Below are 16532 nucleotides of genomic sequence, written 5' to 3'. Positions count from 1 at the left end.
CAACATGCATAAAGCAACAGAGTTCCGACTTGAAGCTCATCCCCTGATTCCCGAACCCCTGGAGCGACTGGAAGAGCTTGCCAATGACCTGTTCTACAGCTGGGACCACGGGGTTCGCAGCCTGTTTGCCCGTATTGACTTACCGCTCTGGCAGAAAGTCGAGCACAACCCGAAGCTTTTCCTGCGTCGGGTTGCCCAGGATCGACTCGATGAAGCGTCTGAAGACCGGGCATTTCTGGCCGAGTATCGTCGGGTCCTGAGCAGCTACGATGCCTATCTGGAGGCTGGCCCAGGCCCGGAAGTCACGGAGAAGCTCGATCCGGAGCAGGCTTTGGTGGCGTACTTCTGTGCCGAATTCGGCTTCCATGAGAGTTTTCCGATCTATTCCGGCGGCCTTGGCATCCTTGCCGGGGATCACTGCAAGGCTGCCAGCGACCTGGCCCTGCCTTTTGTCGCTGTGGGTCTGTTGTATCGGCAGGGTTACTTTATCCAGAGCATCGACGCCCACGGCCAGCAAATTGCGCGCTACCAGTCCCATTCCAGCGATGAACTGCCCATTACACCGGTGGAGATAGGCGGCCAAGTGCTCAAGGTCTCCGTGCCCTTCCCCGGGCGTGATGTTGTGGCGCGGGTGTGGGAAGCCCGCGTTGGCCATATCCGCTTATACCTGCTGGACAGCAATACCGAAGAGAACGGCCCGGAAGACCGGGATCTGACGCTACAGCTTTACGGTGGCGACGAATCCACGCGGATCAGCCAGGAAATGCTGCTTGGCATTGGAGGAACCCGGGTTGTTGAGGCGCTGAACCTCAAACCGACCGTCTGGCATATCAACGAGGGCCATGCCGCGTTCCAGATTCTCGAACGCTGTCGGCACACCATGGTCTCCGGGCTGAGTTTCGAAGCCGCGCTTGAAGCTGTTGCCGGTGCTACGCTGTTCACAACGCATACACCGGTACCGGCCGGCCATGACATTTTCCCCCGGTCCCTCGTTCATCATGCCCTGGGCCGATATATCGAGGAGTCTGCACTGGATTTTGAGCAGGTATTTGCCTTGGGCTCGAAGGACGGTGGAGACAGTTTTAACATGACCAGTCTGGGCCTGCGCGGCTCCCGTTTCCACAACGGGGTGAGCCGGATTCATGGCGGTGTCGCCTCGCTGATGGAAGGGGATATCTGGCCCCAGGTGCCGTCCTCAGAAAACCCCATTGGATACATTACCAACGGTGTGCACGTACCGACGTTTCTGGCGCCGGAATGGTCCAGCCTGTTCGATATCCAGGCGCCTACATGGAAAAGTGAACTCAGGAACCCGGAATTCTGGGAATTTATCGACCAGATCCCGGACTATCACTACTGGAGCGTTCATAAAGCCCTGAAACAACAAATGGGCGAGTACATTGTCCGGCGCCTCAAGCGCCAGCATAAACGCAACGGCACCGGCCATTCCGTGACAGACCGGATGACTCGTCAGCTTGTTTCCTCGGAAAAAGACACGCTTGTTATCGGGTTTGCGAGGCGGTTCGCCACCTACAAACGCGCGACGCTGATTTTCTCGGATCTTGAACGGCTCGAACGCATCCTCACCGATACGGACCGCCCGGTGGTGTTGGTCTTTGCCGGCAAGGCCCACCCCAAGGACAAACCCGGTCAGCAGCTGATCAAGGTTATCCACGACCTGTCCATGCACCCCTCGTTAATGGGGCACCTGATTCTACTGGAAGATTATGATCAGGCCATGGCCCGCAGGCTGCTTAGTGGCGTGGATGTGTGGCTGAACACGCCCGAGTACCCGAAAGAAGCGAGCGGCACCTCCGGCGAGAAAGCGGCCCTCAATGGCGCTCTCAACCTCAGCGTGCTCGACGGCTGGTGGGGGGAAGGCTATGACGGCGAGAACGGCTGGGGCATTCCGCCGAGGGATACCGGACTGGACCCGGAATTCCGCAATGAGGAGGAGGCCCGGGACCTGATCGACCTGATCGAATTCGAAGTGGTGCCTCTTTACTACGATCGCGCCTCCCAGGGCTTTTCGAAAGGCTGGGTCAAGCGATCCAAGGCTTCGATGAAGTCGATTACACCACGGTTTAACGCCCAACGTATGGTGATGGATTACGTCAATAACTATTACCAGCCGGCGTCACGCCAGGGTGCTCTGCTGATAGCCGATAGCGGCGAGGTTGCCAGAGGACTTGCAGACTGGAAGGCAAAAGTCAGACATGCCTGGCCGGGTGTGGAATTAAACGTAGTTGGCTGCGTCGAAGCTGCCTGTCCCCATAATGGTGGCGTAGAACTCAGAGTTGAGGCGAGGCTCAACGGCCTGTCAGCGGAGGATGTGCGGGTGGAATGCCTGGTCAGCCCAGAATGTACCGGAACCCACAACAGCCCGGGCCCCGACAGCTTCTTGCTGGATAAGGAGAGTGAAGCAGAGGGGCGAACTGTGTTCGCCACCCGCGTGCAACCGCCCTATCCCGGATTACAGACCCTCAGGCTCAGGATGTACCCGTATCACGAATCCCTGACGCATCCGCTGGAAATGGGCGCCATGCTCTGGGTCTGACCCAGGACATGGTGGTGCCTCAGAGCAGGTGTCGGCGAATGAATCGGCCGATATCCTGTATTTCCTCAAGGCACACACTGTGTTCCATGGGGAACGTCTGGTACGAAGGGTCGTAGCCCATCTCTTTGAGGGTTTCGACACTGCGCACACCTAGTGATTCGGGCACCATCGGATCGAACGTTCCGTGATACACACTGATTGGCACATCGGCATTGGCCTCTGAACGTTGAACCGTGTCCGCGGTGGCGAAGTAGGTTGAAAGCGCAAGAATACCGCCCAGACGCTCCGGATAACTGAGCCCCAGTTCGTAGGCAACGGCCCCGCCCTGGGAAAATCCGGCGATGATGATCCGGTCTGCCGGAACACCCTTCCCTTTTTCCCGCTCCACCAGCTTGGCAACGGCATCGGCGGAAGCCCGCAACTGTTCCGTATCCACCACCCGGTCAATGTCCATCGCCTTTATGTCGTACCAGGCCGGCATGGACATGCCACCGTTGATGGTGACAGGAAGGTTGGGCGCGTGCGGGAAGATGAACCGCACCGCCGCATCGTCCGGCAGGCCCAGTTCCGGCACCACGGGCTCGAAGTCGTGGCCGCTCGCACCAAGGCCATGAAGCCAGATTACGGCTGCAGTCGGGTTTTCTCCGGTTTCAATTTCGATGTACTGAAGATCCTGCACGGTGTACCTCATGTCTGAAAATTAAGTGCCGGCTTATTCGGAATAGCCGGATTTCTCGGCATTGGCCTCAAGCGCGGTGACCACTGGGTTGGCATACATATCCAGCAGATAAGGCCGGATGGCCGGATCGCAGGCTTCCAGTCTCCGCTCCATTTCGGCTTCAGCAGCTTCCATTTCTGCCGGTGACCAGGTTTCGGCAGTGACTACCGAATCGCTAACGGTATCCGGAGTATCGTGGGCCTGGGGGTGAAGTCCACGCTGCTGATAAGCCACCAAATTGGAAGCATGCAGGTGATAGTTCGCATGCATTTCCCGGTCGATACGGGCGGCCAGATCTTTCGGGTTATCCGGTGAATCATGAATGGGCGCACCAAAGTGCACATGCACGTGGCCCTTGAAACCCGTCAGTCCCTTCATGATCTGTTCGGTATCCTCGCCCTCTCGCTTGATGTACTTGCCGGCCCGGGCCCGGGTTTCCAACTCCTGGGCTTTGTCGGCATCGCAGGGATCGTACTCGTAGGCTATGGAAACTGGCACAACATGCAGTCGATTCATGGCTTCGTCAAAACCGAGCCCGCTTTTCTTGCGGCTCATGTAAAACATCTTGATGATGGCCGGGTCGGTAAAATCCAGCCCGTCCTTCGCCCGGCCCTCACGTTGGGCGATCCAGATGCTGTGATTGGTATCGATGCTGTGGTTGATAAAACCTGAGAGCGTGATGTAGGCATCACGCATCTCGCGGGGGCTTGTCATGCTGCGTCGCACCACAAAGCTCTTGTTCAGACGCATCATTTCAGCGAACACCCGATTGGCCAGCAGATTGTCGCCAATCGCAATCCGGGTGGTGTGGAAACCATTCTGGAACAGCTGGTAGTTCACCACCATGGGGTCGAAAACAATGTCCCGATGGTTCGAAATAAACAGATAGGCGCCGTGCTTGTCGAGGTTTTCCAGCCCGCTGGTTGTTACTCGCGTGGTTGTGCTCTCAACCAGCTCGCCCACGTAGCCGGAAAGCCCGGCCTGAAGATCATCAACTCGTGTGTAGTGACCAAAATGGCTGCTTAACCAGCGACGGGTAAACACACGCAACATGGCCGGCGCCCAGCGGGCCAGAGTCGGTGACTTGAAGCGACCGACCATATCCAGAAATTCCTGATCGTTGACCAGGCGGTTGATAGCAGCGCCGGTTTCTTCGTCCGAATAGGGACGGATGGCATCAAATTCCTGCATGGAAGCCCTGTTGTTATCAGTGTCTGTCACAGTATGGCGTGAAACGGTGGTTCAAAAACGCGGTATTGTAGCGTTTCTTACACTACTTTGCCTCCATCCGGCACGTGGGTTTGCTGGCCAATCGTCAGGGTTAATCTGGTATCATTGGCCACCGCGCCGAACCCGGCACTCCACCCGAATCAATACAGCGGCTCCAGGCCGAGCAACCGGTTATTCTATGTATCTTGATCAGGATTTCGAACAGCTTTCCACCGAGCGCCCAACCACCTCGGGCCGTGATCCGGAACAGGTGCTGCACGAAGTCTTTGGTTACGAATCGTTCCGGCCGCTTCAGGGTGACATCATCCGGGAAGTATCGGAAGGCCGAGATGCACTGGTGCTCATGCCGACCGGCGGGGGTAAATCGCTCTGTTACCAAGTGCCGGCGCTCGTTCGCTCGGGCACTGCGATCGTAATTTCACCCCTGATTGCCCTGATGCAGGACCAGGTTGCGGCACTGAAAGAGCTAGGGGTCCGGGCTGCGTTCCTGAATTCAACCATGGATTTCGAGCAGGCTCGGGCGACCGAATACGCGCTCATGACCGGTGAGCTGGATCTTCTGTACTGCGCCCCCGAACGGCTGATACAGCCGCGCACCATCGAGTTGCTTCATGACGCCTCCATCTCGCTGTTCGCGATCGACGAGGCCCATTGTGTATCCCAGTGGGGGCACGATTTTCGATCCGATTACCTTCAGCTAAGCATGCTGGCAGAACAGTTTCCCGGCGTCCCGCGCATTGCCTTGACGGCAACAGCCGATGAGCGCACCCGGAAGGAGATTGCGGAGCGGCTTTCACTGACCGAGGCAAGACACTTCGTCAGTGGCTTTGATCGCCCGAACATTCAGTACCGAATTGCGCCAAAAATAAATGCAAACAAACAGTTATTAGACTTTATTAAAGCGGAACATGACGGTGATTGCGGTATCGTTTACTGCCTGTCCCGTAACAAGGTGGACGCCACTGCGAAAACCCTGGCCCAGAAAGGCTATACCGCTCTGCCCTATCATGCTGGCCTGTCGTCGGAACAGCGTGCCCATCACCAGGAGCGATTCCTGCGAGAAGACGGGGTGATCATTGTTGCGACCATTGCCTTCGGTATGGGCATCGACAAGCCGGACGTGCGCTTTGTAGCCCACCTGGACCTGCCGAAGAGTCTGGAAGCCTACTATCAGGAAACTGGTCGGGCCGGGCGTGACGGCAAGCCGTCTACCGCCTGGATGGTTTATGGCCTGCAGGATGTGATCAAACTGCGGCAGATGCTGGAAAGTTCCCAGGGCAACGATCACTTCAAGCGGGTGGAACGCCAGAAGCTGGATGCGATGCTGGGGCTTTGTGAGGTCACCAGTTGCCGCCGACAGGTGTTGCTGAGGTATTTCGGGGACGAGCTCGAGCAACCCTGCGGTAATTGCGACACCTGCCTGAATCCACCGGACACCTGGGATGGAACCGTCGCCGTCCAGAAAGCCCTTTCCTGCGTGTTCCGCACGGGCCAGCGTTTCGGCGTTACCTATCTGATTGATGTTCTGCGAGGCTCGGAAAACGAGCGGATTCTCCAGTCCGGCCACCATCAGGTCTCAACCTACGGCATTGGAACCGAACTGAGTGCCAACGAGTGGAAATCGGTCTTCCGGCAACTGGTGGCCAATGGTTACCTACGCGCAGATCCGGAGGGCTATGGTGCGCTCCAGTTGACCGAACAGTGTCGGCCACTGCTGAAAGGCCGGCAGACCATTGAGCTACGCAAGGATCCAGAAATCAAGAAAACAACCGGCCGGGCAAACGGCGGCCGGTCGGGTTCGCCGGTCTCAGACCAGATCACCGACCAGGCCGGTTGGGAGGCGCTTCGATCCTGCCGCAAGGAGCTGGCCGACAAACAGGGCGTGCCGCCCTACGTCATTTTCCACGACACTACCCTGTTTGGAATGCTGGAACGCAAGCCGCGCACTCTGGATGAGTTGGCGGAAGTCAGCGGTGTGGGTGCCGCCAAGCTTGAGAAATACGGAGAGATCTTCCTGCAAACCATCGCTGGCCTCGAACAGGCCTGAGCTTTTCAGGCCTCTGCTTTAAACCCCTTTTTCCGCACGCGGTAATGGGCGATGGAGGTCGCTACATGGTTGCCCTCTTCGTCCACCAGTTTGCCTTCCAGGGAAAATTTCGCCCGCCCGGTCGCGTCAGCGTCGGCAAGAATGGCTGCCACGGTTTCGGGATCCAGGGTGAATTCTACAGTGACATCGCTGTTGGCTGGTTGAAGAAACTGCAACGTCATTTCCTTGAGAATCGGCGTGTACGAAGGCCCCAGATCAAATAGGGTCAGCACGCCACCGGGAATTTCGGCCACCAGGAAGTACGCGCCCGCATAAAGGCTGCCGAAGTGGTTTTTGTTACCTTTCAACCGGATTTTCGCTCGTACGTATCCTGGCCTGACCTCCTCAACGCTGAAGTTGTTCCGCGGTGCAAACGGAATCGACAGACCAATGATCTTGTTCACCGCAGCGTACCCGCCCGTCTTCTTCAGCCAGGCCAGAGGGCTGGCCAATGTGGCCTTCGGGTCCGCGCTTGCCACCCATTGGCCGGTGGCCCCGATGAGATTGTCGATAATTGCCATTACCAAGCTCCGAAATTGATTGGGAACTGATGATTACAATGGACTCCGATGGTCGCAAGAAGGTTTTACAATTTTTTTGGATGTTGTCCGATTTATTTTTGAGTTTCTGTTCTAAAGTGAGGATGTCCGCCTGAATCACGACTGCTTGTTGGCCGGCTTTTCCAGTATTAAGAAAGGATTTCTGATTTGGAATATTCTCTGCCCGCTTCTCTGGCCTTCCACCGCTTCCGAAAACTGGTTCTTTGCCTGACGCTACTGGGTTTCTGCCTGGCAGCGGGGTCACTCTCAGCCACAACGTCATCGACCACTGCGTCGCAGACAGCCGAGCGCGGTTACGTACTCTGGTACCGGAACTACGACAGCCCTGCCATCCGGGCTCTGGTGGAGCTTGCCCTGAAGAAGACGCCGGAGTATGGAGAATTTCAGATCATCAGAAGTGAAGAGTTGAGCCAGGGCCGCGTATTGAGGGAGCTGACAGACGGCCAATCACGATTAGTTGACATTGCCAATGTCGCTACCTCCGCAGAACGGGAGAACTCCCTGACCGCCATACCTTTTCCGGTTGATGGCGGCTTGCTCGGCTTTCGGGTCTGCGTGGTCATGCCGGAATCCCTGCCCAGGTTTGAGGGAATCAAGACTCTGGATGACTTGAGAGACAGTCAGATCCGGATTGGCCAGGGCGCCCACTGGCCAGACACACCCGTGCTTGAAGCCAACGACATTCCGGTGGTGACTCACTCCCGCTACGAAATACTGTTCGGGATGCTGCGTAATGAACGCTTCGAGTGTTTTGCCAGGGGCGTAAGTGAAGTGCTTTACGATCTGGAACTGGAGCAGGATCCCAATCTGGTAATTGAGCCTGATCTGTTGATCGCCTACCCGATGCCGTCCTATCTCTTTGTCGGGCCCGAAGATCAGGAAACCGCCCATCGCCTGCAGCTGGGAATCGAACGGGCCATCCACGATGGCAGCTTCAATGATTTTCTCAGGCACTACTACGCCCGCGCGGTAAAAGAGCTCAATCTCGACAAACGCACGGTCATTACCCTCGAAAACCCGTACCTGAGCGAAGAATCCCGCTACGTTGGCCGCAAAACCTTCGAAAACCTGCGCCGTCGACTGGAAGTCCTCAGTCGCTAACAGTCACCTTTTGCTTACACCCGGAACCTCGACACGTTCTGGTTCAGCGCGGTGCCGATGCGTTCAATCTGGCCGCTGTAAACATCGTTTTCGGTGGCCGCGGCGGCGGCTTCCTGGCCCTGGTCCGCAATCCGGGTAATCGACGAATTCAATTCCTCGGTAACCGACGTCTGTTCTTCGGAAGCGGTGGCAATCTGCGACGTCATCTGGCTGATGGACGTGATTGCCTCGGCAATCCGGTTGAGGGCCTCCATGGCGTCCTGCGCTTTTTCCATGCTGACATTGGATACCGCGGTTGAGGCATTCATGACATCGACCGCATCATTAGCACCCTTCTGCAGACGCTCAATCATGTTGTTGATTTCCTCGGTGCTCGACTGGGTGCGCTGGGCAAGGTTGCGTACCTCGTCTGCCACAACAGCGAAGCCTCGCCCTGCTTCACCGGCCCGAGCCGCTTCAATGGCGGCATTCAATGCGAGCAGGTTGGTTTGCTCTGCAATACCCTGAATAACTTCAAGAACCGTCGTGATGGACGTAACGTCCTTGCCAAGCGTGTTGATGACCTCCGCGGCAGCATTGATCTCCTTCGAGAGCTTCTGTACGGCGTCCCGGGAGGCAGCGACTGTCTCCAGCGAAGCCCTGCTGTCCGCATCCGCTGTGTTGGCGGCATCTGCGGTTTGCTGTGCGTTCTGGGCGATCTCGCCGGCAGCGGCCGACATCTCGTTGATCGCCGTCGCAACCATATCGATCTCGGCCTGCTGGCTTTCCACGCTCGAACGACTGGTGCTGGCGGTATCTCTAAGCGAGCTGACATTTTCCCCGAGTTCGGCGCTACCCTTCTGGACATCCCGGACGACCGTCTGGATATTCTCGACAAACTGGTTGAAGCTCCGGGCCAACTCACCGAACTCATCTCTTGCACTGTCGTCCAGACGCTGGGTCAGATCTGCATCACCACTGCCAATGTCCGCCATGGCCTTGTTCAAACGGCGAACCGGTGCCATCAGGACCTTGATGCCCAGGTGCAGGATTACGAGAGAAACGAATAGGCCAATCACTGCCATGATCAATCCAGTCATTCGGGCGCTCTGGACCGGTGCGTTGATCTTGTCCGCGTTTACAAAGGTGCCCAGATACCACTGGACGCCGCGCGCTTCACTGATTGAATGGAAACTGGCCTCCCAGTTGCCCTCATCATTACTGTATTCGTGGGCGTCCCCGCCAAGATCCGGCTTGCCGCCAATGAGCTCGCTGATGTTCTTTCCGACAAGGTTTTGCCTCGGGTGGAACAGTACGGTGCCGCGCTCATTGATCAGAGCGGCGTAACCGGTGTCCGCCAGGGTGACTGTGCTCAGGGTTTTTGCAATAGCGCCCAGGCCGATATCAGCACCGGCCACGCCCTCGTATTCACCGCGTTTTACGGGCGCAAGTGTGGAGATGATCATGTCGTTGGTACTGGCATCCTGGTACGGCTCGGTGAACGAGGCACTGCCGAGGCTCATGGCCTTCTTGTACCAGGGGCGCTGGCGGGGATCGTAATCCGCCGGCAGCGTGGCATTCGCCTCCGCCGACTTCATCAGCATGTAGCCGTCGGTGCGACCCACATAGACATCCCGGAACCCGCCGCCGGTGGTAATAGCCTGAAGAATAACCCGCGCCTCTTCGTCATTCTCGGCATTCTCCAGGGCTTTGGCGGTGGCTTCCGTCATCACCAGCCGAGTATTGAGCCACTCGGCGATGCTCGACGTGCTCTGCTGAACAGTGTCGTCGATCAGCGCGTTTACGTAGGTTTCTGTGGTGTTTTGCAGCCGTAAATCGCCAGAGAGCGTAAAAGCCCCCATGACCAACAGCAACAGAATACCGAAAGCAGTCAGGAGCTTTTGCCCGAATGTCAGCTGCACGGTCGAATCCTCAGCAATAAAATTGATATTCGTTAATGTGTGTTTCGGCCCACGGTGCGAAGTCTTTAGCGGGTTCTGTTAAACTTTTAATGAATTGACGCAAACGTTGAGATTGTACTCATTCCATAACGAACGGGAGCCGAACTGAATGGCCCATGAAGAACTGCACCTCAACCTCCGGAATCTGAAGCTTGATGATTACGACCAGCTTCAGAAGCTTATGGATCGCGTATACGACGACATCGGAGGCTCCTGGCCCAAGGACACCATCAAGGCATTGGTGGAACAGTTCCCCGATGGCCAGATCTGTATTGAGGAAAGCGGCCAGCTTATTGCGGTTGCGCTGACGGTCTGCGTGAAGTACGAGCGTTTCAGCAACCCGCATACCTACGACGATCTGATCCTCCGGAACGAGAAGATCTGGCACAACGCCAATGGCGACTCCCTCTATGGGCTGGATGTCTTTATCCACCCCGACTACCGGGGCTACCGCCTGGGTCGTCGACTCTACGAAGCGCGAAAAGAACTCTGCCGTTCCATGAACCTGCGAGCGATTCTGGCGGGCGGGCGCATACCGAGCTACTTCAAATACGCCGAGCAGTATTCCCCTGAAGAGTACATTCAGCGGGTCGATCGCAAGGAAATCTACGATCCGATTCTGAGCTTCCAGCTCTCGAACGATTTCCAGGTTACGCGGTTGATGCACAAATACCTGCCCGAGGACGAGAAATCCCAGGGCTACGCTACGTTGCTGGAGTGGCGGAACATTCTCTACACCCCGCCTTCCCCGGTTCTGAGCGTCAAGAAAACCCAGATACGGCTGGGCGCTGTGCAGTGGCAGATGCGTGAATTCACCTCTGTTGAAGAGGTGCTCGAGCAGGTTGAGTACTTCGTGGATGCTCTGTCTGACTACAAGAGTGACTTCGCTATCTTCCCGGAGTTCTTCAACGCGCCGCTGATGGGACTGACCGATCAGATGGACCAGACCCGGGCCATCCGTTTCCTCGCCGGTTTCACCCAGCAGTTTCGCGAAGAGATGTCCGAAATGGCGGTGAGCTACAACATCAACATTATCACCGGCTCCATGCCACTGATCGAAAACGATCGGGTGTATAACGTGTCCTATCTCTGCCACCGAGACGGTCGTGTTGATGAGCAACGCAAAATTCACATCACGCCCCACGAACGCCGCGACTGGGTTATCGAGGGCGGCAACCAGTTTGAGGTCTTTGAGACCGATGCCGGCCGGGTCGCCATCATGATCTGCTACGACATCGAATTCCCTGAACTGGGCCGTATGGCTGCCAGCCAGGAGGTTGATATCATCATGGTGCCGTTCTGGACCGACACCAAAAACGGCTATCTCAGGGTTCGCCAGTGCGCACAGGCCCGTGCAATCGAAAACGAATGCTACGTGGTAGTCACTGGTAGCGTTGGCAACCTGCCGAAAGTCGAAAACCTGGACGTCCAGTACGCTCAGTCCGCCGTATTCTCACCATCGGATTTTGCCTTCCCGCACGATGCGGTGATGGCGGAAACCACGCCGAATACGGAGATGATTATGTTCTCCGATATGGACCTGGAAAAGCTGAAACTGGTGCGTAACGAGGGGTCTGTCACCAACCTGAAAGATCGCCGCGTTGATATGTATGAATTGAAGACCAAGTAATCTGGCCCGATCAGCCAGATGAAATTGTTAAATAACTGCCTTAGCGGTCGATCGTATAGCACTGATGGCGTTGCAAAACTAAAATTCAGTGTCTATTGTTTAACCAATATCCAGCCTGTCTCCCAATGAGACAGGCTGCTGTGGATACGGAAATCACCAGAGAACCCGATTCATGAACGAAGCACTGCCGGACCTTGTCGCCCGATTCCGAATCAGACAAGGCCTTTTCAGAAAGGAACTTGTCGAGGCCGCCCTGTATGAACTGGACGGCTACGGCTGTGTTATGAAAACCGACAAAGTGTTCAACCCGGGTGACACCGTGGTGCTGGACCTGGTGATGGACATGCCGTTCGACAAGATCCGCGCAGAAGGCCTCGCCGGCCTGGTGACCGAACGCAGAAAACACTGCAGCAATTTCTTCTATTCAATCGATTTTGTAGAGCTCGACTCCAACGGCAGCTCGTCGCTGGCGGAAAAGCTCCGCAGAATCCGGGAAGTGCTATCCAAGAAACAGTCGCTCAAATCACGTCGTTCCCCAGGCCCCATGTCCGGTTTCCGGCAAATGGCCTGATCCTGATTTTCGTTGAAACCTGCCCGTAAGGAGACATTCCATGGCGAAGAAAGCCAAACAGAACGTTGATAAAATCGTGAAGAAGGTCAACAAGGAGTTTGAAAAGACTTCTTCCCAGATCGAAGGCCTGGTGAACGATGCGCTGAAGCAGTTCGACAGCCTTCAGAACCAGGTTCAGGAGCCTGTCCGCAAACTGCTCAAGGAAATCGATGAGCTTCGCGACCGCGAGATGAAGCGTTTCCACGAAGAGTTTGAGCGCCGCCTGGAGGAGTTCCATGAACTGCAGAGCAGCATTCTCGAGCGGCTTGGCGTGGCTTCAAAAGAAGCGGGTGAAGAGGTCAAGAAGCTCACAGATGGAGTGAGTAAAGAGGCCAGCACAGCGGCCAAGAAATCAGCGCCGAAGAAAACCGCCAAAACAGCTTCCAAAGCAAAAGCCTCGACCAGCAAGCCGGCAGCCAAAAAACCGGCTGCGAAGAAGCCTGCTGCCAAGAAAGCGCCAGCGGCCAAGGCTGCTAAGCCGGTAGACAAGAGCAACCTGACCTTGGTCAAAGGCATTGGCCCGGCGACGGCAAAGAAGATGAAGGATGCAGGCATCACTTCCATCGACCAGATCGCCAACCCGTCGGCGGCGGATCAGGAAATACTGAAGGCTTTTTCAAACGTGAAGGGATACAGCCAGTTCAGCGCTGAAGCCAAGAAAATTAGCTGATGCGAACGCCTGACCAGCCTGTATTACGGGACATTGTCCTGATTGGCGGCGGGCACAGCCACGTCGGGGTCCTTAAGCGGTTCGCCATGAACCCTGTCCCCGGCGTGCGCCTGACCCTTATCTGTCGCGACACACACACACCCTATTCCGGCATGCTGCCTGGCTACGTGGCCGGGCACTACAGCTACGATGATGTTCACATTGATCTGAGTCGCCTGGCCGAATACGCAGGCGCCCGGTTTTATCGTGCCGAGGCCATGGGTATCGACCGCGAACGGAAACGGGTTATCTGCCGTGGTCGTCCGGATGTGCCCTACGACATTCTTTCCATCAACATTGGCTCGTCGCCCCGGGTCAATGAAGTGGAAGGCGCTTCCGACCACGCAGTCCCGGTGAAGCCTATCACCGGCTTCAACAACCGATGGCTTGCACTGCTTTCCCGTATCGAGAATCACGACGGGCCGCTGGCGGTTGCGGTGGTTGGCGCCGGTGCCGGTGGCGTTGAGCTGACCCTCGCCATGCAGTTTCGCCTGAAGAATGAACTGAAGCAGCGTGGTAAGGATCCCGATCAGCTGCATTTCCACCTCTTTGACGCCGCCGACCAAATTCTGCCGACCCACAATCCTAAGGTGCGTGAGGTTTTCCGAAAGACACTGTCGGAGCGCGGTGTGAGGGTTCACCTGGGATCGCCAGTAAGCAAGGTTCAGGAAGGGTTATTGATTACGGAATCCGGCGAAACTCTGCAAACGGACGAAGTGCTGTGGGTGACCCGGGCTGGTGGCCCGGAATGGCTCAAGGACACAGGCCTGGCGCTCGATGATGGCCTGTTCCTGAGAGTGAGAGACACCCTCCAGGTGGAAAATGACGACAGTATTTTCGCGGCCGGCGACATCGCCAACGTAATGAACCACCCCCGAGAAAAAGCGGGGGTGTTTGCGGTAAGGCAGGGACCTCCCCTTGCTGACAATCTCAAGCGGCTTGCAACCGGCAAGGACCCCAGGGATTTTCACCCTCAGAAAAAATGGTTAGCGCTAATCAGCACCGGCGATAAATACGCGGTGGCCTCTCGGGGAGATCTGCAGTTCGACGGCTCCTGGGTCTGGCGCTGGAAAGACTGGATCGATCGCCGGTTCATGAAAAAGTTTAACGATCTGCCTCCGATGGAGGAAGAATCCAAGCTGCCGGATACGGCTGCTGCACAGAACGCCGAGGAAGCCTCCCAGGCTATTTCGGCGGTTGCCATGCGTTGTGGTGGTTGTGGTGCCAAGGTAGGCAGCACGGTTCTTTCACGTGCCCTGGGAGAGCTGAAACCCATCGAGCGGGACGATATCCTGATCGGCCTTCACGCCCCGGACGATGCCGCCGTTTTGACAGTACCGCCGGGCAAGGCCGTGGTACACACCGTTGATTTCTTCCGTGCTTTCATTGACGACCCTTACATCTTCGGCAAGGTTGCGGCCAATCATAGCCTCGGTGACGTCTTTGCCATGGGCGCCGAGGCCCAGAGTGCCACGGCTGTTGCGACGGTGCCCTACGGCATTGAATCCAAGGTTGAGGATGTCGTCTACCAGATGATGTCAGGTGCCGTTGAAGTACTGAACGAGGCAGGATGCGCGCTGGTGGGTGGGCATACCGGCGAAGGCAAGGAACTGGCTCTGGGGTTTGCAGTCAATGGCCTGATCGACCCGGAAGAGGTCATGAGCAAAGGTGGCCTGAAAGCCGGCGATGCCCTGGTTCTCACCAAGCCCATCGGCACAGGCACCCTGTTTGCCGCTCACGCAAAGCTGGCTGCTAAAGGTCGGTGGATTGATTCTGCACTCGCCTCCATGGTTCAGTCCAATAAGGCGGCAGCAGACTGTCTCCGGAGGTTCGGTTCCAAAGCCTGTACAGACGTTACCGGCTTCGGCCTCCTCGGGCATCTGGTTGAAATGACCAAGCCCTCGGGTGTGGATGCCGAGCTGGATCTTTCTGCCATCCCGATCCTTCCCGGCGCGGAGGAAACAGCGGCTGCAGGGATCCTTAGTTCCCTGCAACCAGCAAACATCCGCTTGCGCCGGGGTATCCGGGATCAGGAAAAATGGGTCAATCATGCGCGGTACCCGCTGATCTTTGATCCACAAACGGCAGGTGGGCTTCTGGCCAGCGTTGCGGCAGACAAAGCCGAGGAATGCGTTCGGGAGCTGAAGTCGTTGGGTTACCCGCATACCGCCATCATCGGCCGGATTACCGCCCAGGATGAATCTGGGCCCATCGAGCCTATTTCCCTGCGGGATTAACGTCCCTCTGAGCAGCGCTGCATTGCAAGGTGTAGCGCCTGCTCCAGGGATGCCTGTTCTTTTTCGGGCAGGAAACGCTCGGCCAGATTACCAACCTGCGCTTTGAGGCTCTCGAGAAACGCAGGTTCGGTCTCTGCGTGTTGCAGCAGACCGGCCAGCGCCTGTTCGTCGCCAACGGGAAAATATCCGGCATAGTCCCGACCCAACAAACCAACATTGCCCGGAATGTCGGATGCCAACACCGGCAAGCCAGCCCGACAGGCCTCGGAGACCACGTTTGCGCCACCCTCCATTACCGAGCTGATCACCATTAACTGGCTGTTCGCCATCAACTGCCGGGTACGGGTTTTATCCAGCTCGCCGAGCCAGTGGAAGCGAGGGTTTTCAGTCATTTCCCGCTCTGCTTTGTTGTGCCATGCGTCGTTCTGGGCCTTGCCGGCACAAAAAACCTGTACCTTCGAGTCCCTCGGAAGCAATCGCGCGGCATAAGCCGCCCGCAGAGAATCCTTTTCGTCCCGAAGATGACCAATCACACAAGCGCCAAAACTCTCCTTCGTGAGATCCGCTTGCCGCGCCGGAAAGGCCTCCGGCCCCTCAGCCGATTGGTATAGCGTGACCAGTTTGCTGGCAAAGTCGGCGGGTATGTCGTGCGCTACCAGGTCGTGCAGACCAATAAGCGCATCGGCCGCGGCCATGGAATACCGGGTGTCTTCCGGATATTCGTGCTGGTGGTGATAGATGTCCGTGCCGGTAAGAGCCACGATGAGCGGCTTTTCGGGCCAGGTTTCGCGGAAATGTCGTATGGCATCGACACTACGCCAGGCATGCAGGGCTATGAACGCATCGCAGGGTTCACCGTGGTATTCAGTAACCACGTCGACCGAGTGCCCGGCAGTTTCCAGCAAGGTCTCCCACCGTTCCGCCGTTGCCCGGTTTCCTGCTTTCGAACCCGGCTGCGCCGGCGTGATCATTATGAGATGCATTGTCTTTGATTGAACCCAGCTTACTGAAAAATGAAGTGTTCGGCCCTGAGCCAATTAAACCCGCAAACCGTATAGCTGTTCAGAGTTAACCCAAATCAAGGTATCCTTCTGAAGCAGGAGTCGTTCGCTTTATCTCTGCACTGTAAATATCCATTCCAAAAAGGAAAAACC

The 16532-nt window shown here is 56.7% G+C and carries 12 protein-coding genes; 7 read left to right on the top strand and 5 right to left on the bottom strand.

The window, feature by feature from the left end; translation table 11 throughout:
• Nucleotides 1-4 precede the first annotated feature (4 nt).
• Nucleotides 5-2557, top strand: coding sequence for an alpha-glucan family phosphorylase (gene glgP, locus ACWJ62_RS17120; RefSeq protein WP_449287277.1), 2553 nt, complete (start codon nucleotides 5-7; stop codon nucleotides 2555-2557).
• Nucleotides 2558-2576: 19 nt separating this feature from the next.
• Here glgP and ACWJ62_RS17115 read toward each other — a convergent pair whose 3' ends face one another.
• Both ACWJ62_RS17115 and ACWJ62_RS17110 read right to left on the bottom strand, forming a co-directional pair.
• On the bottom strand, nucleotides 2577-3236 hold the full coding sequence (locus tag ACWJ62_RS17115) for an alpha/beta hydrolase (protein WP_449287276.1): 660 nt from the start codon (nucleotides 3234-3236) through the stop codon (nucleotides 2577-2579).
• A 33-nt stretch (nucleotides 3237-3269) separates the two neighbouring features.
• On the bottom strand, nucleotides 3270-4466 hold the full coding sequence (locus tag ACWJ62_RS17110) for a lysophospholipid acyltransferase family protein (protein WP_449287275.1): 1197 nt from the start codon (nucleotides 4464-4466) through the stop codon (nucleotides 3270-3272).
• A gap of 217 nt (nucleotides 4467-4683) precedes the next feature.
• On the opposite strand from ACWJ62_RS17110, the gene recQ reads away from it, so the two are divergent.
• Complete coding sequence (gene recQ / locus ACWJ62_RS17105) at nucleotides 4684-6552, top strand: DNA helicase RecQ (protein ID WP_449287274.1); 1869 nt, start codon at nucleotides 4684-4686, stop codon at nucleotides 6550-6552.
• Between the two features lie 5 nt (nucleotides 6553-6557).
• On the opposite strand, the gene ACWJ62_RS17100 is transcribed toward recQ, so the two are convergent.
• On the bottom strand, nucleotides 6558-7112 hold the full coding sequence (locus ACWJ62_RS17100) for a YiiD C-terminal domain-containing protein (protein ID WP_449287273.1): 555 nt from the start codon (nucleotides 7110-7112) through the stop codon (nucleotides 6558-6560).
• A 186-nt stretch (nucleotides 7113-7298) separates the two neighbouring features.
• On the opposite strand from ACWJ62_RS17100, the gene ACWJ62_RS17095 reads away from it, so the two are divergent.
• On the top strand, nucleotides 7299-8252 hold the full coding sequence (locus tag ACWJ62_RS17095; protein ID WP_449287272.1) for a hypothetical protein: 954 nt from the start codon (nucleotides 7299-7301) through the stop codon (nucleotides 8250-8252).
• 14 nt (nucleotides 8253-8266) lie between these two features.
• On the opposite strand, the gene ACWJ62_RS17090 is transcribed toward ACWJ62_RS17095, so the two are convergent.
• Nucleotides 8267-10153, bottom strand: coding sequence for a methyl-accepting chemotaxis protein (locus ACWJ62_RS17090; protein WP_449287271.1), 1887 nt, complete (start codon nucleotides 10151-10153; stop codon nucleotides 8267-8269).
• Between the two features lie 148 nt (nucleotides 10154-10301).
• On the opposite strand from ACWJ62_RS17090, the gene ACWJ62_RS17085 reads away from it, so the two are divergent.
• From ACWJ62_RS17085 to selD, 4 genes are all read left to right on the top strand, one after another.
• A complete protein-coding gene (locus ACWJ62_RS17085) occupies nucleotides 10302-11822 on the top strand; it encodes a GNAT family N-acetyltransferase (protein WP_449287270.1) in 1521 nt (506 codons plus the stop codon).
• A 172-nt stretch (nucleotides 11823-11994) separates the two neighbouring features.
• Nucleotides 11995-12393, top strand: coding sequence for a hypothetical protein (locus ACWJ62_RS17080; RefSeq protein ID WP_449287269.1), 399 nt, complete (start codon nucleotides 11995-11997; stop codon nucleotides 12391-12393).
• 40 nt (nucleotides 12394-12433) lie between these two features.
• A complete protein-coding gene (locus ACWJ62_RS17075; RefSeq protein ID WP_449287268.1) occupies nucleotides 12434-13102 on the top strand; it encodes a helix-hairpin-helix domain-containing protein in 669 nt (222 codons plus the stop codon).
• On the top strand, nucleotides 13102-15378 hold the full coding sequence (selD, locus tag ACWJ62_RS17070; RefSeq protein WP_449287267.1) for a selenide, water dikinase SelD: 2277 nt from the start codon (nucleotides 13102-13104) through the stop codon (nucleotides 15376-15378). Before ACWJ62_RS17075 ends, selD begins: the two co-directional genes overlap by 1 nt.
• On the opposite strand, the gene senB is transcribed toward selD, so the two are convergent.
• Nucleotides 15375-16349 carry a selenoneine biosynthesis selenosugar synthase SenB gene (senB, locus tag ACWJ62_RS17065; RefSeq protein WP_449287266.1) on the bottom strand — a complete coding sequence of 325 codons (975 nt, stop codon included), beginning with the start codon at nucleotides 16347-16349 and terminating at the stop codon, nucleotides 15375-15377. The two genes, selD and senB, sit on opposite strands and share 4 nt — an antisense overlap.
• Nucleotides 16350-16532 lie beyond the last annotated feature (183 nt).

It is taken from the genome of Marinobacter sp. PE14, assembly GCF_053566155.1.
The sequence above is the reverse complement of the archived record's forward strand: the minus strand, read 5'-3'. Positions and strand labels throughout refer to the sequence as shown.